Origin of the sequence: Chitinibacter bivalviorum (genome assembly GCF_013403565.1) — a bacterium.
Taxonomy (GTDB): Bacteria; Pseudomonadota; Gammaproteobacteria; order Burkholderiales; family Chitinibacteraceae; genus Chitinibacter; species Chitinibacter bivalviorum.
On the sequence record NZ_CP058627.1, the window covers coordinates 2,925,201 to 2,946,317 of the forward strand.

A 21,117-nucleotide genomic window follows, 5' to 3' on the forward strand; every position below is an offset into this window, starting at 1 on the left:
AGGTATGGAGCAAAATAATACAAACACGCAAACCCATGAATTTGGCTGGCATGTTGGGGAAAATCAGGCGCACTTTGATCCCTTGCTCGACTGTTTGGTTGAGCTAACCCGCCTGCACGGAGAGCCGTGGACCGCGCAAGCGCTTGCTGCGGGTTTGCCGCTGGTCGAAAATCGGCTTAGCCCCTCATTACTGCCGCGTGCCGCTGCGCGCGCGGGCCTTTCGGCGCGTGTATTGCGCCAATCATTAAATGCACTACCCGAACGACTCTTTCCCACTATTATTTTGTTGCACGGTCAGCGCGCCTGCGTGGTACTGGAAAAGCTGCCCGATGGCGCTTTCCGCGTGCGGATGCCTGAAACGGGCGAGTCGGTGGAAGTCTTTAGCGCCGCCGAGTTGGAAGCGCAATACGCCGGGATCGCGATTATTGTTCGCCCGCGCTTTCGCTTTGATTTGCGTACGCCAGAAATGGGCCAGATTCGCGAGCGTCATTGGTTCTGGGGCGCGATGTGGGATAACTGGCGCATTTATCGCGACGCGCTGATCGCTGCACTGCTGATCAATATTTTCGCCTTGGCCATGCCGCTGTTTTCGATGAATGTGTACGACCGAGTGGTGCCCAATCATGCGATTGAAACGCTCTGGGTGCTGGCGCTGGGTGCTGGTTTGATCTTGGGCTTTGATTTTGTGCTGCGCACGGCGCGCGGCTATATCCTCGATGTGGCGTCCAAGCGGATTGATATTTCGCTGTCCAGTTTGATTATGGAGCGGGTGCTGGGCGTAAAAATGAGCGCCAAGCCCGCATCGGTTGGCTCATTTACCGCCAATTTGCGTGCTTTCGAGTCGGTGCGTGATTTTATTGCTTCGGCGTCGATCACGACGCTGGTCGATTTGCCATTTGTGCTGATTTTCTTCTTGGTACTGGTCTGGATTTCACCGTGGCTGGTGCTGCCGCCGCTGATTGGTGCTTTGCTGATCGTGCTGTTTTCATGGCTGGCGCAAGCCAAAATGAATCAATTGGTTGAGCTGACCCAGCGCGCCGCTGCGCAACGCAACGCAACTTTAGTCGAAAGTATGGTCGGGCTGGAAACGATCAAAATCATGGGCGCAGAGGGTGAAATGCAGCGCCGCTACGAGCGTGCGACGCGCTTTTTGGCGCAAATTGGTGGCCGCTTGAAACTGCTGTCCACGACGACGGTGAATTTTGCGCAGGCCATTTCGCAATTGGTGTCGATCACGATTGTGATTGTTGGCGTGTATTTGCTCGTCGATGGGCAAATTACGATGGGGGGCATTATCGCCGCTTCCATGTTGGCAGGCCGTGCGATGGCGCCGCTGGGGCAGGTGGCAGGGCTATTGATGCAATATCAAAATGCCAAAACGTCGCTCGGCGCGGTTGAAAGCCATATGCAATTGCCGATTGAGCGCCCAGCCAATAGCAATTTCCTGCACCGCGATGCCTTCCGTGGCGAAATCGAATTTCGCAATGTGACATTCAAATACCCCGATCGGGATGATATTGCGCTCAATAACGTTAGCTTCAAAATGAAAGCGGGCGAACGCGTCGGCGTGATTGGTCGGGTTGGCTCGGGCAAGACCACAATCGAAAAACTGATTTTGGGCCTGTATCAGCCTACAGAGGGCGCCGTGCTTATCGATGGGATCGATACCCGTCAGATTGACCCTGCCGAGCTGCGCCGCGCAGTGGGCTATGTGCCGCAAGACCCGCTGCTGTTTTTTGGCTCCTTAAAGCAAAATATCGCGCTGGGTACGCCCTTTGCCGATGATGCCCAGATTCTGGCGGCCGCTGAGCTGGCGGGGATTGCCGAATTTGTGAACGCCAATCCGCGCGGTTTTGATATGTCGATTGGTGAGCGTGGTGAATCTTTATCAGGTGGTCAGCGTCAGGCGGTATCGATTGCGCGTGCGATTTTGAATGACCCGCCGATGTTGATTCTGGATGAGCCAAGTAGTGCGATGGATCATCAAAGCGAAGAGCGACTGAAATCACGCTTGCGGACTTATTTGGCAGGAAAAACCATGCTGCTGGTGACGCACCGCACGTCTTTGCTCGAGTTGGTTGACCGACTGATTGTCATCGATCAAGGGCAAATTATGGCCGATGGGCCTAAGGCTCAGGTGGTTGAGGCGCTGCAACAGGGTCGAATTGGTAAAGCGGGAGGGGCTGCATAATGCAAGGTCAACACCGTTTACCGCCTAGCGCCAAACCCAATGTGTTTAAGCGCACCTGGGAAAAGATTAAAGCCAATAGCGACATGATGTTTGATCGCTATATCTTCTTTGCTGAAGAGCGCGATTTAATCGATGACCGTGATTATATTTCCGATGCCAATCACACGATTGCCGAGCAAAGCCCGCACGGCGCGCGCGTCTTGATTCGCGCTTCGGCGCTCGCAGTGCTGGTGCTGCTGATTTGGGCCGCGTTTGCGCCGCTGGATGAAGTGACCAAAGGGGAAGGGCGAGTGATTCCTTCGCGCCAACTGCAGGTGATCCAGAGTTTGGATGGCGGTAGCGTGCAGGAGATTTTGGTGCGCGAAGGTCAGCAGGTGAAAAAAGGCGATTTGCTGCTGAAAATCGACTCAACCCGCTTTGTTTCGACGCTCAAAGAAAGCCGTGCGCAGTATTTGTCATTGAAAGCGAAAGCCGCCCGACTGGATGCTTTAGCCAATGGCAAAACCTTCACCATGCCCGACGAGGTGCTCAAAGAAGCGCCTAATATCGCGGCTCAAGAGCAAATGCTGTACGAATCGAAGCGTGCCGAGTTGGAAGCGAGCTTGGGCGTTGCGCGTCAACAACTGAATCAGCGCACGCAAGAGCTCAATGAAATCCGCGCACGGCGCGAGCAAGCGTCGCAAGGCTATGAGCTGACGAAAAAAGAACTCGATGCCACGCGCCCCTTGCTGAAAAGCGGCGCGGTTTCTGATGTCGAGGTGTTGCGCTTGGAGCGCGATGTCTCGCGTTACCTCGGTGAGCGTGATGGCGCGAGCGCCCAGATTCCACGCGTGCAGGCCTCGATGGCCGAAGCTAATCGCAAGATTCAGGAAGTGGAGCTGATGTTCCGCAATCAGGCGCGCACCGAGCTGGCCGAAGCGACGGGCAAATTGGGTTCATTATCCGAGGGCAGCGTTGGTTTGGCGGATCGCGTGAAGCAATCAGAAATTCGTTCGCCCATGAATGGTACGGTTAAGCAGCTTTTTGCCAATACTGTGGGTGGCGTGATTCAGCCGGGGAAAGACATTATCGAAATCGTGCCCTCAGGTGAAAGCTTGGTGCTGGAAGTCAAAGTACAGCCGCGCGATATTGCTTTCCTGCGCGCGCAGCAAGCTGCGACGGTGAAATTCACTGCGTATGATTTTTCGATTTATGGCGGCCTGGATGCCGAAGTGGTGCAAATCGGTGCCGACACGGTGAAGGATGAAAAGGGTAATTCGTTTTATTTAATCCGCGTTCGTACCAAGGAAGGCTTTTTACATAAAGATGGTAAACGCTTGCCGATAATCCCAGGCATGGTGGCCGAAGTGGATATTCTAACTGGCAAGAAAACCGTTCTTTCCTATTTGTTGAAACCGGTGTTACGCGCCAAATCTTCCGCACTGACCGAACGATGAGCTTAGCAATCTATTTAATTGGCAATGATGAGCTGCTGCTCGATTACTGGCAGCAGGGGCTGGCTACGTATCATTGCGAGCGAGCAAGCGATTGGTCGCAATTAGCCCCGGGCTCGATTGTGCTGCTCGATTTGGATAGCGCCGCTCTGCCCGCCTGGCAAGATGCGGTTTGGGCACAACGAACCCGCGACTATATGGTATTGGCAAGTAGCTCGACTCCTGACGATGAGCAGGGGTATGTGGCTCTGCAGTCAGGTTGCAGCGGGTATTGCCATGCATACTCCCCATATCCATTGTTGCAACAAATCATCGAGGTCGTTAAATCGGGCGAGATTTGGGCTGGCCGTACTTTGGTGCAGCGTTTACTGGGGGCGATTAATCGCTTGCCGAGTAAAAATAATCCGCTACTCGGTCTTTCCGAGCGCGAAGCGCAGGTTGCCCGCCTAACCGCGACGGGACTGAGCAATAAGGAAATCGCGCGCGAACTTGAGATTACCGAGCGCACCGTCAAGGCGCATTTAACGACAATTTTCGAAAAATTAGCCGTTAGCGATCGCGTGCAACTGGTGCTGCGCGTGAATGGCTTGGCCTGATTCCCGTTTTCCCTTCACCCCACGCCCATGACATTGGCGTACTGTACTTCAGTACAGTCGTATTTGTGATCTAGCTCACCTACACTCCATTATTAGCAAAATCTAATCTGGAGTGTAGGTCATGGCTGAAACAATCATCGGTAGCAGCAACAGCGCCAAAGCAATCACCGTCGTGGAAGGCGAGGCATTTATCCGCGATGCCAGCGGTAAAGTGAGCCCAGTTGCTGCAGGTGATGTGTTGCAAGAAGGCCAGGTGATTTTCACCTCCAGTACCGGCCATGTGACCTTGCTCTTGCCTAATGGCCAAGTGCTGGAATTGGGCGCTGATCGCAACTTGCTACTCGATGGCGATGTTACAGCGAGTGCGCCGACGGATCCGACCGAAGCCTTGGTGGCTAATGCAGGCAGCAGTGCCGATCAAATCATCAATGCCATCAATGCTGGCAAAGACCTTTCCGAAGAATTAGATGCAACTGCAGCCGGTTTGAATGCGGGCGCTGGCGGTGAAGATGGTCACGGTTTTGTCCGCTTATTGCGAATTGCCGAAGCCGTCGATCCTGTCAGCTTTGAATTTAAAACCGAGCTTAACCCAGTTCATGACAGCATCGAACCCGCAGCCAATCCAGCTGCCGTCGTTTTGCTGCCTGAAAACCAGCAGCCTGTTGGACAAAATCAATCAGCAACGACGCCAGAAGATACGCCAGTTCGCGGCCAAGCCATCGCCCAAGATAGTGATGGCGATGTGCTCAGTTACAGCAAATCGAGCGACCCAGCGCACGGTACAGTGACTGTCGATGGCAAAGGCGCTTGGGTTTACACGCCGAACAAAGACTTTAATGGTAATGATAGCTTTACGATCTTGGTCGATGACGGCAAGGGCGGCAAAGACACCATTACCGTCAATGTCGGCGTGACACCGGTGAATGATCCGCCAGTCTTGGTTGATGCCAATGGCCAGCCATTGGGCAACGATATGGCGGTGAGTACACCCGAAGACACCCCAGTTAGCGGCAAGCTCGACGCCAAAGATCCCGATGGCGATACACTGACATTCAGCAAAACCAGCGACCCAGCCCACGGTAGTGTCACGGTCGATCCAAACGGCGGCTGGACTTATACGCCAAACAAAGACTACAACGGTCCAGATTCATTCACGGTTTTGGTCGATGATGGCAAAGGCGGCAAAGACACAATTACCGTCAATGTGGGCGTAACGCCAGTCAACGATCCACCTGTACCGGTTGATCCAAAAGTCCCAGGCGAGAGTTTCGACCCAGCCACCGGCAACTACAGCCACACCACGCCAGAAGACACGGCAGTGAGCGGCAAAGTCATCGCCACCGACAAAGACGGCGACACGCTGACGTACACGCTCAACAGCCAGCCAACGCACGGCACAGTCGTGTTCAAAGCCGACGGCTCGTACACCTACACCCCAAGCGCTGACTACAACGGCAAAGACAGCTTTACCGTTCTGGTTGACGACGGCCACGGCGGTAAAGTGACCAGTACGGTGAATATCGACGTGACACCGGTTAACGATCCACCTGTTCCAGTTGATCCAAAAGTACCGGGTGAAACGTTCGATCCAGCCACCGGCAACTACAGCCACACCACGCCAGAAGACACGGCAGTGAGCGGCAAAGTCATCGCCACCGACAAAGATGGCGACACGCTGACGTACACACTGAACAGCCAGCCAACGCACGGCACTGTCGTGTTCAAAGCCGACGGCAGCTACACCTACACGCCAGGCCAAGACTACAACGGCAAAGACAGCTTTACCGTTCTGGTTGACGATGGCCACGGCGGTAAAGTGACCAGCACGGTCAATATCGACATCACACCAGTCAACGACGCCCCCGATGCGATCAACGACACCACCAGCACTGCCATCAATACCCCGGTGGTGAATGTGAACGTACTCGGCAACGACAAAGACGTTGACGGCGATACCCTCACAGTGACCAAAGCAGAACTCGCTGACACCACCAAAGGTACGGTCACGCTCAACGCCGACGGCACGATCAACTTCACGCCCGCGACCAACGTCACCGGCCCAGTCGTGGTGAACTACACCATCAGCGATGGACATGGTGGTACAGATACCGCCCAACTGACGATTAACGTGGGCGCCAACACGCCACCGACTGGCGCAGACAAAACGCTCACGCTGGCAGAAGATACCAACGTCACCGTTAAAGCCAGCGACTTTGGCTTTAGCGACGCCGACGCAGGTCAAACGCTGTCTGCCGTCCGCATCGACAGCCTGCCAGCCAATGGTCAACTGACGCTCAACGGCGCGGCGGTGACAGCCGGTCAGGAAATCAGCGTGCTTGACCTGAACGCCGGCAAACTGGTGTTCACACCTGCTGCCGACGCCAATGGTAACAACTACGCCAACTTCACCTTCAGCGTCAAAGACAGCTCAGGTGCGTTTGACACCGTGCCAAACAAAGTGACGTTCGATGTTACGCCAGTCAACGACACCCCAACACCGGTAGATCCAAAAGTCCCCGGTGAAACGTTCGACCCAGCCTCCGGCAACTACAGCCACACCACGCCAGAAGACACGGCAGTGAGCGGCAAAGTGACAGCCACCGACAAAGACGGCGACACGCTGACGTACACACTGAACAGCCAGCCAGCACACGGCACCGTCGTATTCAAGGCTGACGGCAGCTACACCTACACGCCAAGTCAAGACTACAACGGCAAAGACAGCTTCACGGTTCTGGTTGACGACGGCCACGGCGGTAAAGTGACCAGCACGGTCAATATCGACGTGACACCAGTCAACGATCCACCTGTACCGGTTGATCCAAAAGTACCTGGTGAGAGTTTCGACCCAGCCACCGGCAACTACAGCCACACCACGCCAGAAGACACGGCAGTGAGCGGCAAAGTCATCGCCACCGACAAAGACGGCGACACGCTGACGTACACGCTCAACAGCCAGCCAACGCACGGCACAGTCGTGTTCAAAGCCGACGGCTCGTACACCTACACCCCAAGCGCTGACTACAACGGCAAAGACAGCTTTACCGTTCTGGTTGACGACGGCCACGGCGGTAAAGTGACCAGTACGGTGAATATCGACGTGACACCGGTTAACGATCCACCTGTTCCAGTTGATCCAAAAGTACCGGGTGAAACGTTCGATCCAGCCACCGGCAACTACAGCCACACCACGCCAGAAGACACGGCAGTGAGCGGCAAAGTCATCGCCACCGACAAAGATGGCGACACGCTGACGTACACACTGAACAGCCAGCCAACGCACGGCACTGTCGTGTTCAAAGCCGACGGCAGCTACACCTACACGCCAGGCCAAGACTACAACGGCAAAGACAGCTTTACCGTTCTGGTTGACGATGGCCACGGCGGTAAAGTGACCAGCACGGTCAATATCGACATCACACCAGTCAACGACGCCCCCGATGCGATCAACGACACCACCAGCACTGCCATCAATACCCCGGTGGTGAATGTGAACGTACTCGGCAACGACAAAGACGTTGACGGCGATACCCTCACAGTGACCAAAGCAGAACTCGCTGACACCACCAAAGGTACGGTCACGCTCAACGCCGACGGCACGATCAACTTCACGCCCGCGACCAACGTCACCGGCCCAGTCGTGGTGAACTACACCATCAGCGATGGACATGGTGGTACAGATACCGCCCAACTGACGATTAACGTGGGCGCCAACACGCCACCGACTGGCGCAGACAAAACGCTCACGCTGGCAGAAGATACCAACGTCACCGTTAAAGCCAGCGACTTTGGCTTTAGCGACGCCGACGCAGGTCAAACGCTGTCTGCCGTCCGCATCGACAGCCTGCCAGCCAATGGTCAACTGACGCTCAACGGCGCGGCGGTGACAGCCGGTCAGGAAATCAGCGTGCTTGACCTGAACGCCGGCAAACTGGTGTTCACACCTGCTGCCGACGCCAATGGTAACAACTACGCCAACTTCACCTTCAGCGTCAAAGACAGCTCAGGTGCGTTTGACACCGTGCCAAACAAAGTGACGTTCGATGTTACGCCAGTCAACGACACCCCAACACCGGTAGATCCAAAAGTCCCCGGTGAAACGTTCGACCCAGCCTCCGGCAACTACAGCCACACCACGCCAGAAGACACGGCAGTGAGCGGCAAAGTGACAGCCACCGACAAAGACGGCGACACGCTGACGTACACACTGAACAGCCAGCCAGCACACGGCACCGTCGTATTCAAGGCTGACGGCAGCTACACCTACACGCCAAGTCAAGACTACAACGGCAAAGACAGCTTCACGGTTCTGGTTGACGACGGCCACGGCGGTAAAGTGACCAGCACGGTCAATATCGACGTGACACCAGTCAACGATCCACCTGTACCGGTTGATCCAAAAGTACCTGGTGAGAGTTTCGACCCAGCCACCGGCAACTACAGCCACACCACGCCAGAAGACACGGCAGTGAGCGGCAAAGTCATCGCCACCGACAAAGACGGCGACACGCTGACGTACACGCTCAACAGCCAGCCAACGCACGGCACAGTCGTGTTCAAAGCCGACGGCTCGTACACCTACACCCCAAGCGCTGACTACAACGGCAAAGACAGCTTTACCGTTCTGGTTGACGACGGCCACGGCGGTAAAGTGACCAGTACGGTGAATATCGACGTGACACCGGTTAACGATCCACCTGTTCCAGTTGATCCAAAAGTACCGGGTGAAACGTTCGATCCAGCCACCGGCAACTACAGCCACACCACGCCAGAAGACACGGCAGTGAGCGGCAAAGTCATCGCCACCGACAAAGATGGCGACACGCTGACGTACACACTGAACAGCCAGCCAACGCACGGCACTGTCGTGTTCAAAGCCGACGGCAGCTACACCTACACGCCAGGCCAAGACTACAACGGCAAAGACAGCTTTACCGTTCTGGTTGACGATGGCCACGGCGGTAAAGTGACCAGCACGGTCAATATCGACATCACACCAGTCAACGACGCCCCCGATGCGATCAACGACACCACCAGCACTGCCATCAATACCCCGGTGGTGAATGTGAACGTACTCGGCAACGACAAAGACGTTGACGGCGATACCCTCACAGTGACCAAAGCAGAACTCGCTGACACCACCAAAGGTACGGTCACGCTCAACGCCGACGGCACGATCAACTTCACGCCCGCGACCAACGTCACCGGCCCAGTCGTGGTGAACTACACCATCAGCGATGGACATGGTGGTACAGATACCGCCCAACTGACGATTAACGTGGGCGCCAACACGCCACCGACTGGCGCAGACAAAACGCTCACGCTGGCAGAAGATACCAACGTCACCGTTAAAGCCAGCGACTTTGGCTTTAGCGACGCCGACGCAGGTCAAACGCTGTCTGCCGTCCGCATCGACAGCCTGCCAGCCAATGGTCAACTGACGCTCAACGGCGCGGCGGTGACAGCCGGTCAGGAAATCAGCGTGCTTGACCTGAACGCCGGCAAACTGGTGTTCACACCTGCTGCCGACGCCAATGGTAACAACTACGCCAACTTCACCTTCAGCGTCAAAGACAGCTCAGGTGCGTTTGACACCGTGCCAAACAAAGTGACGTTCGATGTTACGCCAGTCAACGACACCCCAACACCGGTAGATCCAAAAGTCCCCGGTGAAACGTTCGACCCAGCCTCCGGCAACTACAGCCACACCACGCCAGAAGACACGGCAGTGAGCGGCAAAGTGACAGCCACCGACAAAGACGGCGACACGCTGACGTACACACTGAACAGCCAGCCAGCACACGGCACCGTCGTATTCAAGGCTGACGGCAGCTACACCTACACGCCAAGTCAAGACTACAACGGCAAAGACAGCTTCACGGTTCTGGTTGACGACGGCCACGGCGGTAAAGTGACCAGCACGGTCAATATCGACGTGACACCAGTCAACGATCCACCTGTACCGGTTGATCCAAAAGTACCTGGTGAGAGTTTCGACCCAGCCACCGGCAACTACAGCCACACCACGCCAGAAGACACGGCAGTGAGCGGCAAAGTCATCGCCACCGACAAAGACGGCGACACGCTGACGTACACGCTCAACAGCCAGCCAACGCACGGCACAGTCGTGTTCAAAGCCGACGGCTCGTACACCTACACGCCAAGCCAAGACTACAACGGCAAAGACAGCTTCACGGTTCTGGTTGACGACGGCCACGGCGGCAAAGTGACCAGCACGGTCAACATCGACATCACACCAGTCAACGACGCTCCGGATGCGATCAATGATGTGACGACGACGGCTTACAATACCCCCGTGGTGAATGTGAATGTACTCGGCAACGACAAAGACGTTGACGGCGATACCCTCACGGTAACTAAAGCTGAACTGGCCGATACGACTAAGGGCACGATCACGCTCAACGCCGACGGCACGATCAATTTTACGCCCGCGACCAACGTCACTGGCCCAGTCGTGGTGAACTACACCATCAGCGATGGTCATGGTGGCACCGATACCGCGCAATTAACGATCAACGTGGGTAACGACGCAACGCCGCCGAGCATTGCCAACCAATCCTTCACCTACGCTGAAAACCAAACGACGGGCGCAATCGTTGGCAGCGTGACCGCCAGCGACAACACTGGCGTAACGGGTTACGGCTTCAAGTGGGCGAATGGCAGCATTAACGCCACCAGCGAAGATGGCTTCTACAGCATCAACGCCGCTGGCAAAATCAGCCTCACCGCCGCCGGTGTGGCCAGCACGATGAACGACTTTGATGACACCGGCGCTGGCGCTAAAAACAGCAGCAGCTACACCGTTGATGTGGTCGATGCAGCCGGTAACCACAGCTCAGCAACTGTGACGCTGGGCGTAACGGATCTGGATGACACTGCACCAGTGATTGCCAACCAATCCTTCACCTACGCTGAAAACCAAACCGCAGGCGCAATCGTTGGCAGCGTGACCGCGACCGATAATACCGGCGTAACAGGTTACGGCTTCAAGTGGGCGAATGGCAGCATTAACGCCACGAGCGAAGATGGCTTCTACAGCATCAACGCCGCCGGCAAGATCAGCCTCACCGCTGCGGGCGTTGACAGCACGATGAACGACTTTGACGACACTGGTGCGGGCGCTAAAAACAGCAGCAGCTACACCGTTGATGTGGTCGATGCCGCAGGTAACCACAGCAGTGCAACTGTGACGCTGGGCGTCACGGATCTGGACGACACTGCACCTGTCATTGCGAACCAGAGCTTCACCTACGCTGAAAACCAAACCACCGGCGCAATCGTCGGCAGTGTGACCGCGACCGACAACACCGGCGTAACAGGTTACGGCTTCAAGTGGGCGAATGGCAGCATCAATGCGACCAGTGAAGATGGCTTCTACAGCATCAACGCCGCCGGCAAAATTACGCTGACCGCTGCGGGCGTGGCCAGCACGATGAACGACTTTGATGACACTGGCGCTGGCGCTAAAAACAGCAGCAGCTACACCGTCGATGTGGTCGATGCTGCTGGCAACCACAGCTCAGCAACCGTCACGTTGGGCGTAACGGATCTGGACGACACTGCACCTGTCATTGCGAACCAGAGCTTTACCTACGCTGAAAACCAAACCGCAGGCGCGATCGTTGGCAGCGTGACCGCGACCGACAACACTGGCGTAACAGGTTACGGCTTCAAGTGGGCGAATGGCAGCATCAACGCGACGAGTGAAGATGGCTTCTACAGCATCAACGCCGCCGGCAAGATCAGCCTCACCGCTGCGGGCGTGGCCAGCACGATGAACGACTTTGACGACACCGGCGCTTCGGCGAAAAACAGCAGCAGCTACACCGTTGATGTGGTCGATGCTGCGGGTAACCACAGCTCAGCCACTGTGACGCTGGGCGTAACGGATCTGGACGACACTGCACCTGTCATTGCGAACCAGAGCTTCACCTACGCTGAAAACCAAACCGCAGGCGCGATCGTTGGCAGCGTGACCGCGACCGATAACACTGGCGTAACAGGTTACGGCTTCAAGTGGGCGAATGGCAGCATCAACGCCACGAGCGAAGATGGCTTCTACAGCATCAACGCCGCCGGCAAAATTAGCCTCACCGCTGCGGGCGTTGCCAGCACGATGAACGACTTTGACGACACCGGCGCGGGCGCTAAAAACAGCAGCAGCTACACCGTTGATGTGGTCGATGCCGCAGGTAACCACAGCAGTGCAACCGTCACGCTTGGCGTCACGGATCTGGACGACACTGCCCCAGTTATCGCCAACCAATCGTTTACGTACGCTGAAAACCAAACGACTGGTGCCGTTGTTGGCTCTGTCGTGGCGAGTGACAATGTCGGCGTGGTGGCTTATGGCTTTAAGTGGGCCAGCGGTTCGGTGGCGACGACCAGTGAAGATGGTTTCTACAAAATTGATTCGACAGGCAAGATCACGCTGACTGCGGCAGGTATTGCCAGCACGATGAATGATTTCGATGACACAGGGGCTTCGGCGAAAAATAGCAGCAATTATGTGATTGATGTAATGGATGCCGCACGCAATCACAGTACCGCTACGGTGACGCTGAGTGTGACGGATTTGGATGATACGGCGCCGACGATTGCGAATCAAACGTTTAGCTATGCCGAAAATCAAGCGACAGGCGCGATTGTGGGTAGCGTAGTGGCCAGCGACAACACCGGCGTAACGGGCTATGGCTTTAAGTGGAGCAATGGCACGATCAATGCCACGAGCCAAGATGGTTTCTACAGCATCAATTCAGCCGGCAAGATCAGCCTGACTGCGGCGGGCGTTGCCAGCACGATGAACGATTTTGACGACACGGGCGCTTCGGCGAAAAACAGCAGCAATTACACGATCGATGTGGTCGATGCTGCCGGTAATCACAGTACGGCGACGGTTGGTCTCAATGTAACCGATCTGGGCGACTTTAACGGTGGTGGTGGTGTAGATACCTTCATGCTGTCGAAGAATGGCGGAAATAATGCGATTCTGAATATCAGCTTGAATACGTATATGTTGCCGAATGGTCAGTGGGCTGATGTGGGGGCTGGCCCGGGTATGGGCGTGACCAAACAGGTTGCGGTGACTTTACAGACGGATTTGTTTGTGAATTCCAGCGATAGCAATGACTATGTTGACCTTGGGGTTAGCTATGGCAATAACACCGTCTACACAGGCTCATCCTTACCCAATGCTACGACAGGACAGCCATCGCAAACGACATTACTGAATACCGACTTCATGCAAAAAGACGTGATCACTGATGCCGATGGCATTGGTATCACCAATATCATGAGCCCAGTTCAGCCGATTACTGATACGGTGGTAATGGGTCATGGCAATGACACTGTGTATGGTGGTGGCGGTAATCTGACGGCTTATGGCGCAGATGGCAATGACACCTTGCGTGGCAATTCCGGTGTCGATGGCTTACGTGGTGGTGCGGGTAATGACACCTTGATCGGTGGCGCAGGCAATGATGTCTTGCGTGGTGACTCTGGCTCGGATGTCTTTAAGTGGACTTTGGGTGATCAGGGTAGCGTCGGTACGCCAGCGCGCGACATTGTGATGGATTTCAATAATGCTAAATCAGGTAATGTGGCGGGTGATGTCGATGCACTTGATTTGCGTGATCTATTGCAAGGTGAAACGCACAATGCCGCCGTGACTGGCGATATTGGTAATTTGCTAAATCACCTGCATTTTGAAAAATCAGGCAGCGATACCATTGTTCATATCAGCAGCAAAGGTGAGTTCAGTGGTAGTAACTGGGTGGCAAAAGAAGATCAGGTCATCACTTTGCAGGGCGTGGATTTGACCACGGCGGGTAATGATCAGGCCATCATTCAAGATCTGCTCAAAAATGGTAAGCTCATTACTGATTAAGCACGGGTAGTCAAAGCAAAGGCCAGCTCATTGAGCTGGCCTTTTTGTTGGGTATGTTTATGTAGATTTTATAGATAAAGGCTTTGAAGGTTATACCCTTGGCTTGTGTTGTTAATGGCACCCGTTACGCCTGAAAGACCCAGCTTGCGTGCGCACCTGTGCGGCGATGGTCAGAAAATTGCTGGGCAGCAATCGCCGTGAGCAGACGTTCACGCCAGTGTAAATTGGGTTTGCTGCTTTCCACTTGTGCTAAGGCACTGACGGATGTATTTGCGCAAAAACTGCATCAACAAACCAGTCCGCCAATGACCTAAAATCATCCCAATTAGTCATTGACCTTCGCCTTCCCATCCTGATTTGTATGCAAAACATGAGTGGGCGCGTAACTCTACTTTTCCTGCTTGTTGCCTGCCTGTAATAATTAATACTTATCCTGTTTGGACTTCTATTGGAAATTATTGAATAAACCAATCGAGTACTTTCGAGGGTAATTCCTAATTGCGTAATTGGCTGGTTATTCCTTTCGTATTTTTTTAACGGCCATTAATTCAAAATGCCTAGAATAGAGCTGAAGCGATTAATTCCTGTCATGCCGAGTAATTGGCATGCGGGGATAAAGCCAAGGGTGCCGCTGTGTCATTGCTTTGGACGTAAAGCTGAGTTTGTAGAAATCTCGAACGCTGTAAGTGCTGTCATACAGTACAACGAGGAAAGCCCAAACGGTCAGGCTGATAATGATGATTCATGACTTGTCGAAAGAGCGACATGGCAATTTCTCTTTAAAATTCAATGCTTCACTTTGCGTGCGAAGTAAAACGTCTTTTCGGCGAGTAAGACGATCTATCGAGCCCGAAGGCAGGCTTCCAGCGCCAGCATAAATGCCGTTATTGAAGCTAAATACGGGGGCTAAATCGGGGTGGTGACTGGCTGGGCGGTGTCGGGGATCAAATTATCCAAAATTAAAGGCGCGGCATTAGGGGACCCCCAACTCATTGAATGAAATGTATTTTTTGATGGCAAAGTCTTTGCAATTCTCTATGGCTTGACCGATGGTTTTTTAGCGGCGATGCCCAAAAGGCGGCCTGCAGCAGATATGCATCTCATCGGTAAACGGCAGGCGCACGATTAAAGTAATCGCTAATGTGTTTGGGCTTGTCAGCGTCAGGTAGATTTTTTGCGCTTCTAAAAACTGGCTAAATTTTCGCGAGCATTTTGGCCGCTTTTGCACCATATTTAAGCTGTGCCGGATGGCTTAGTTTTTGGAAGCCCCAATTTGAATTAGTGCGCAACACTAAAAAAGCCCAGCATAATGGGGCTGAGCCACATAATTTTGAATTGCCGCGCCTTTAATGGTTGCAACATGGCAATGGTAAATTGTTAACCAAGTAGTTTTGCCGATAGAAAGACGATATTGGCATAAATCAGATAAAATAGTCAGCAAGACTCGACTAAAATGTCGAATATAAGATAAGAAAGCCAGCTTAGTTAAAATTAGGGTACATATGATGAAATTGAAACCATTGGTGATGTTCATGATGTTGGCTACGGCACCCCTGTCGTTCGCTGCCACCACGATGAAAGATGCCGTAGAGCAAACAGTATTAAAGAATCCCGAAGTGCGTGCCAAATGGCTCAGCTACAAAGCATCAAGCGATGAGCAAGATGTGGCGCGCAGTAATTACTACCCACGTGTTGATATACAAGCTTTTGCTGGCTATGAAAGACTCGATTCGGCGCAGCCGAATAACTCGGGCAACTCTGGCTTTTCTCATCCAGGCGCCAGCATTGAATTGCGCCAGATGCTGTTTGACGGCTTTGCAACTCAAACCGAAGTACGCCGTTTGGGCTACGGCAAGTTGACGCGTTATTACGAATTACTGGCGGCAAGCGATCAGGCTGCGCTAGAAACCATCAATGCCTATCTCGATGTGCTGCGCTATCGTGAATTGGTGGGGCTGGCGAAAGACAACTACGCTGTGCACAAAGAAACTTACGACCAAATTGCTGAGCGCGTTGCTGCCGGTGTCGGCCGCCGCGTTGACTTGGAAACTGCCACGGGCCGTTTGGCATTGGCCGAATCCAATTGGCTGACGCAAGCTTCCAATTTGCATGACGTCTCTGCGCGCTACGAGCGATTGACCGGTATGCCGCCCGATGTCGAGATGGGTCAACCGACTGATTTTGGCCCAATGTTGCCGACAAACACAGCCGAGCTAAAAGAGCGTTTACCCGCTAATCCGGCATTTAAGTCGGCGGTTTACAATATTCGCGCTGCGCGTGCCGATGCTGAAAATAAGAAAAGCGATTACTACCCGCAATTTGAATTCCGCGCGCGTCAAGATGTCGGCAATAATCGTGATGGCATCGACGGCACTTACAACGACAGCGTTGTGCAGTTGGTGATGAATTACAACCTGTTCCGTGGTGGCGCAACGACAGCGCGCGCTAGCCAATACGCTCAGCAACTCAATATTGCGTATGAAATGCGCGATAAAACTTGCCGCGATATTCGCCAAACGACGCAAATTGCATGGAACGATGTGTCGCGTTTGAAAGAGCAGCTCGGTTACCTCGATCAGCACGTCCTTTCGACTGAAAAATCGCGTGACGCATTCCGCCGCCAGTTTGATATTGGCCAGCGCTCTTTGCTTGATGTACTCGATACTGAAAACGAATTATTTGAAGCACGCAATGCACTGGTGCGTGGCGAGTACGATTTCCAACTTTCGCGCGCGCGCGTCTTAGCGCAAACGCATCAACTGCTGGCCGCTTTGCAATTGTCGCCGCTAGAAAATACCGGCCCGGACGATAATCTGGGTGACAATGTGACCGAGGACGAAAAAATCGCCTGCTCGGGTGTCATGATTGAAAGCGTAAAGCTCGACCGCGAAGCGGCGATGGCTGCGCGTCCGCCGCGTGCGCCATTGCCAGTACCGGAAGTAAAAGCCGAAACCCCTGCGGGTACCTGCGATAAAGCGGTCACTGATTTGGTGGCGAACTGGTCGAATGCGTGGTCAGGCAAAATGATGGACACGTATTTGAGCTTCTATAGCGAGAAATTTGAAGCCAGTGGTGGCCGTAGCCGCGCCGATTGGGAAGCGAAACGTCGTGCGCGAGTGAGCAAAGAAGGCGGCATCACGCTCAAGCTCGACAATCAAACTTGCAAAATGAATGGAAAAGATCGCGGTGAAGTGACATTTACCCAAGTCTATACATCTAAAAATTACAGCGACACGGTACAAAAAACGCTGGAATTGCAGCAAGAAAGCGGCAAATGGAAAATCATTCGTGAGCGCGTAACGAGCGGTCGCACCGAGTAATTTGAACCATTGTGCGCCCAGCGGCCCGCCCAATCGGCGGGCCGTTTTTATTGCGGCTGATTTGCCGCGGTGCAATCTGTTACCATCGCAGCAATTGTTTGAATTGATCTGCTTATGAAACTGAATATCATCGCTGTTGGGCACAAAATGCCCGACTGGATTGCCGAGGGCTATAACGAATTTGCCAAGCGTATGCCGCGCGATTTTGCGCTGACGCTAACCGAACTCAAGCCCGATAAACGCATCAGCGCGCGCACGCCGCAGCAAGTCATGGCCGAAGAAGCCGAACGCATTTTGGCCGCAATTCCGAATGACGCTCGCGTGTTGGCGATGGACGAGCGCGGCGCGAATTGGACGACGATGAAGCTGGCAGAAAACATGAAGCAGTGGCAAATCGACGGCCGCGAAACTGTGTTTATCATCGGCGGCACCGACGGGCTCGACCCGAAAATCAAGCAACGTGCGGATCAGTTATTGCAACTATCGGCGATGACTTTACCGCACGGCATGGTGCGCGTGATGCTGGCCGAGCAGCTCTATCGTGCTGTTTCTATTTTGAATAATCATCCCTACCATCGCGAATAATGACTCAACTCTATCTGGCTTCCGGCAGCCCACGCCGCAAAGAATTACTCGCCCAAACGGGTGTGATTTTCGAGCGCATCGCTGCGCCGATAGATGAAACCCCGTTGCCGAATGAAAACCCGCGCGAGTATGTGATTCGCATGGCGGTTGAAAAGGCCGAATCAGGTTGGCGGCATTTGCTGGATATGGGGCTGGCGCTCAAGCCGGTGTTGGCGTCCGACACCTCGGTGGTGCTGGGGGATGAAATTTTAGGCAAGCCGCTTGATGCCGCTGACGCGACGGCGATGCTGGGCAAACTCTCAGGTACGACGCACGAAGTGCTGACTAGCTTGGCGCTGCGCACCGAAAATGGCGTTGAGACGATGCTCAATGTCAGCCGCGTGACGTTTGCGACCTTGAGCCCGGCGCAAATCGCCGCCTATGTGGCCAGCGGCGAGCCAATGGATAAAGCCGGTGCGTATGGTATTCAAGGCGTCGGCGGTTTGTTTGTCGCCAATTTGGAAGGTAGTTACACCGGGGTGATGGGCTTGCCGCTTTTTGAAACCGCGCAACTGATTGCCAAACAAGGCCTTGGTTTTATGGCTGATTAAGCTATACATGGCAATGTATAGCCATGAAAGCCTTTTAAAGTATTAATTTCTTCGATATACCCTTGTAGGATACACAATGTCTGAACATATTTTTGAATTACGCAATGAACACATCGCCTTGTGCGATTTACTGAAAACCGTGTCGATTGCGCCATCGGGCGGCATCGCCAAAATGATGATCGCAGCGGGTGATGTGCAGGTTGATGGTCAAGTCGATACCCGCAAAACAGCAAAGATCCGCGTTGGTATGGTCGTTAGCGTGATGGGTGAAACGATTAAGGTCGTGCAGGCGAGTTAATTACCTACCTGTAAAATTGGCTGATTAGCGTGTGCGTATAATCCACATTAGGGCTGTAACGTAAAGAATGAACAATGCAATTAGCCAAGAAAAAGCATGCCCAAGCGGGCTAGACCAGAATGCGCCTTCGGTGAGTTGTGGGCACACATGACTGAAAAGCTGAATGACAAAATAGGCAAAAATCAGCGAAAAGATTTTCCAAAATAGAGCAAAGTTGCGACGGGGTTTGTTGCGCCAGTTCATTATTATTTTCCTCCGAGTCCGCCTTTATACGGGGAAAATATGTAAGGAATATGAATTCTTACAGGCCAGCTCGCAAATGCAAGACCAAATCAAAAATCCCCAGCCGTAGCTGGGGATTTTTATGCCTGCATTACAGCACGCGATAAACCTGCCCAGTTTGCGCGCCTTCAACGCTTTTGCTAAATGCCAGGGCGACTTTGGCGGCAGCAACTGATTCAAAACCACGGAAAAACGGCCCATAGCTGGGCAGCGATTCAGTCACGACCGTCGGGCTGACCGCATTGATTCGCAGGCGGCGGGGCAATTCTATTGCCGCGCCAATCACAAAGCCATCTAGCCCCGCATTCACCATGCTGGCACTGCTGCCGTAGACAATCGGGTCGTGCGATAGCACGCCGCTAATCAAGGTGAAACTGCCGCCATCGTTCAGCACATGTTGGCCCGCGAGGACTAAATTGACTTGCCCCATTAATTTGTCGGCAATTCCAACGCCCATTAATTCCGGCGTCATGTCGGCGAGCGCGCCAAAATGCAGATTGCCCGCTGCCGACACTACGGCGTCAATCGCGCCGACTTGCGCATACATCGCTTGTACGCTGGCAAAGTCTTTCAAATCAACCCGAATATCACCGCTATTGCGGCCTGCGGTAATGATGTCGTGGCGTGGGGCCAGCTCGCGCTGGATGGCTTGGCCGAGTGTACCGTTTGCACCGATCAGTAAGATTTTCATGCTGTTTGCTCCAATGAGTCGTGAATGGTTGTGTTGCTGCGATGAATTAATCTTATCGCTGACAATAAAAGCGATAAACTGGCTATTTATGGATTCATTGTTTACTTTATGGCGACAATTGCACGGTTGGATGAATTACAGCAACATTGGCCATGGGCAATGGCGTTTGCCGCAGTCATGGCGCACGGTGGGTTTACCGCCGCTGCCAATGCACTGGGCGTATCCAAAACTTTGCTCAGTAAACAGGTGCAGCAGCTCGAACGCGCCTTAGGTACACAGCTCTTGTATCGCACAACGCGCCGACTTAATCTCACCGAAGCGGGCCAGCTCTATCTGGCGCATTGCCAAGACTGGCAAACGCGAATGAGCGCCGCCAATCAGGCCTTGTTAGAACAAGGGCAGGCGGTGGCGGGGCATTTACGTATCACCGTGCCAACGAGTTTTGGCGGGGTGTTTATGGCCAAAGCCTTGATGGCTTTTCGCGCGCAATATCCGCAGGTGAGTGTCGAGCTGGATTTATCGACTACCCCGCGAGATCTGGAGGCTGATGGTTTCGATTTGGCGATTCGTGCCAATCTGGCCCCGCCCGAACGATTGATAAGCCGCCCCTTGGCAATGGTGAAGGATTGGCTAGTGGCTGCGCCACAATTATTGAGCCAGTATCCCGCGCTGACGCATCCCGAACAACTCAAGCCAATGCCTTGTATTGTTAATCAGCACTTTGCCAATGCTCAGACTTGGGAGCTGAGCCGTGATGGTGAGCTGGCTTCGATCCGCCTGACTACGCCGTATTGTGCCAATGACTATGGCTTGATCCGCAATTTCGCTTTGCTTGGCGCGGGTGTGGCGCGTTTGCCTGGCTATTTGGCGGAGGGCGACGTTGCCTCGGGCCGCTTGATCCGAGTTTTGCCCGAGTATCAATTGGCGGGGCTGGCGATCTACATGATTTACCCACAACGCCTGCCGCAACCGGCCAAAGTACGGGCCTTGGTCGAGTTTTTACTGGCTTGGTTTGCCGCTCCTGAGCAGGCAAAAATGCTTAGCTAACTATCAGTTGCCGTGCGTTTCAGTATATTGAAGCGGTAGCGGTGAGCCACACCGAAATAGCCGTATGGGCAGATATAAAGATCGCCGTAGAATTGAATCGGCCATTGCCATAGAGAAGGGCTGCCAACTAGCGTTGAGCAGCCCTTTGAATGGAAATTTGCGGTAGTCCGAAACGTA

General features: G+C 53.8%; 10 protein-coding genes. 9 read left to right on the top strand and 1 reads right to left on the bottom strand.

What is annotated here, in order from left to right; all coding sequences use genetic code 11:
- Positions 1-4: 4 nt before the first annotated feature.
- The 8 genes from HQ393_RS13935 (at position 5) to HQ393_RS13970 (ending at position 18,920) form a co-directional block, all read left to right on the top strand.
- The gene (locus HQ393_RS13935) at positions 5-2,191 is read left to right on the top strand and encodes a type I secretion system permease/ATPase (protein WP_179355749.1); all 2,187 of its coding nucleotides are present in this window, start codon (positions 5-7) and stop codon (positions 2,189-2,191) included.
- Positions 2,191-3,627: an HlyD family type I secretion periplasmic adaptor subunit gene (locus tag HQ393_RS13940; protein ID WP_179355750.1), complete on the top strand. Its 1,437-nt coding sequence runs from the start codon at positions 2,191-2,193 to the stop codon at positions 3,625-3,627. The genes HQ393_RS13935 and HQ393_RS13940 overlap by 1 nt, the downstream gene beginning before the upstream one ends.
- Positions 3,624-4,220, top strand: a complete 597-nt coding sequence (locus tag HQ393_RS13945) for a helix-turn-helix transcriptional regulator (RefSeq protein ID WP_179355751.1) — start codon at positions 3,624-3,626, stop codon at positions 4,218-4,220. Before HQ393_RS13940 ends, HQ393_RS13945 begins: the two co-directional genes overlap by 4 nt.
- A 121-nt stretch (positions 4,221-4,341) precedes the next feature.
- The gene (locus HQ393_RS13950; RefSeq protein ID WP_179355752.1) at positions 4,342-14,127 is read left to right on the top strand and encodes a retention module-containing protein; all 9,786 of its coding nucleotides are present in this window, start codon (positions 4,342-4,344) and stop codon (positions 14,125-14,127) included.
- Between the two features lie 1,502 nt (positions 14,128-15,629).
- The gene (locus tag HQ393_RS13955) at positions 15,630-17,447 is read left to right on the top strand and encodes a TolC family outer membrane protein (protein WP_179355753.1); all 1,818 of its coding nucleotides are present in this window, start codon (positions 15,630-15,632) and stop codon (positions 17,445-17,447) included.
- Between the two features lie 114 nt (positions 17,448-17,561).
- Positions 17,562-18,032 carry a 23S rRNA (pseudouridine(1915)-N(3))-methyltransferase RlmH gene (gene rlmH, locus HQ393_RS13960; protein WP_179355754.1) on the top strand — a complete coding sequence of 157 codons (471 nt, stop codon included), beginning with the start codon at positions 17,562-17,564 and terminating at the stop codon, positions 18,030-18,032.
- Positions 18,032-18,622, top strand: coding sequence for a Maf family protein (locus tag HQ393_RS13965; protein ID WP_179355755.1), 591 nt, complete (start codon positions 18,032-18,034; stop codon positions 18,620-18,622). The genes rlmH and HQ393_RS13965 overlap by 1 nt, the downstream gene beginning before the upstream one ends.
- A 76-nt stretch (positions 18,623-18,698) precedes the next feature.
- Positions 18,699-18,920 (top strand): RNA-binding S4 domain-containing protein, encoded by a 222-nt coding sequence (locus HQ393_RS13970; RefSeq protein WP_179355756.1) that lies wholly within the window; start codon positions 18,699-18,701, stop codon positions 18,918-18,920.
- Between the two features lie 373 nt (positions 18,921-19,293).
- On the opposite strand, the gene HQ393_RS13975 is transcribed toward HQ393_RS13970, so the two are convergent.
- Positions 19,294-19,893 (bottom strand): short chain dehydrogenase, encoded by a 600-nt coding sequence (locus HQ393_RS13975; protein ID WP_179355757.1) that lies wholly within the window; start codon positions 19,891-19,893, stop codon positions 19,294-19,296.
- A 108-nt stretch (positions 19,894-20,001) separates the two neighbouring features.
- On the opposite strand from HQ393_RS13975, the gene HQ393_RS13980 reads away from it, so the two are divergent.
- Positions 20,002-20,940 carry a LysR family transcriptional regulator gene (locus HQ393_RS13980; protein WP_179355758.1) on the top strand — a complete coding sequence of 313 codons (939 nt, stop codon included), beginning with the start codon at positions 20,002-20,004 and terminating at the stop codon, positions 20,938-20,940.
- Positions 20,941-21,117: the final 177 nt, after the last annotated feature.

Coding starts and splice junctions, on each gene's coding strand:
- HQ393_RS13950 (WP_179355752.1), top strand. CDS start 4,342: ATGGCTGAAACAATCATCGGTAGCAGCAACAGCGCCAAAGCAATCACC.
- HQ393_RS13965 (WP_179355755.1), top strand. CDS start 18,032: ATGACTCAACTCTATCTGGCTTCCGGCAGCCCACGCCGCAAAGAATTA.
- HQ393_RS13940 (WP_179355750.1), top strand. CDS start 2,191: ATGCAAGGTCAACACCGTTTACCGCCTAGCGCCAAACCCAATGTGTTT.
- rlmH (WP_179355754.1), top strand. CDS start 17,562: ATGAAACTGAATATCATCGCTGTTGGGCACAAAATGCCCGACTGGATT.
- HQ393_RS13935 (WP_179355749.1), top strand. CDS start 5: ATGGAGCAAAATAATACAAACACGCAAACCCATGAATTTGGCTGGCAT.
- HQ393_RS13975 (WP_179355757.1), bottom strand. CDS start 19,893: ATGAAAATCTTACTGATCGGTGCAAACGGTACACTCGGCCAAGCCATC.
- HQ393_RS13945 (WP_179355751.1), top strand. CDS start 3,624: ATGAGCTTAGCAATCTATTTAATTGGCAATGATGAGCTGCTGCTCGAT.
- HQ393_RS13970 (WP_179355756.1), top strand. CDS start 18,699: ATGTCTGAACATATTTTTGAATTACGCAATGAACACATCGCCTTGTGC.
- HQ393_RS13980 (WP_179355758.1), top strand. CDS start 20,002: ATGGCGACAATTGCACGGTTGGATGAATTACAGCAACATTGGCCATGG.
- HQ393_RS13955 (WP_179355753.1), top strand. CDS start 15,630: ATGATGAAATTGAAACCATTGGTGATGTTCATGATGTTGGCTACGGCA.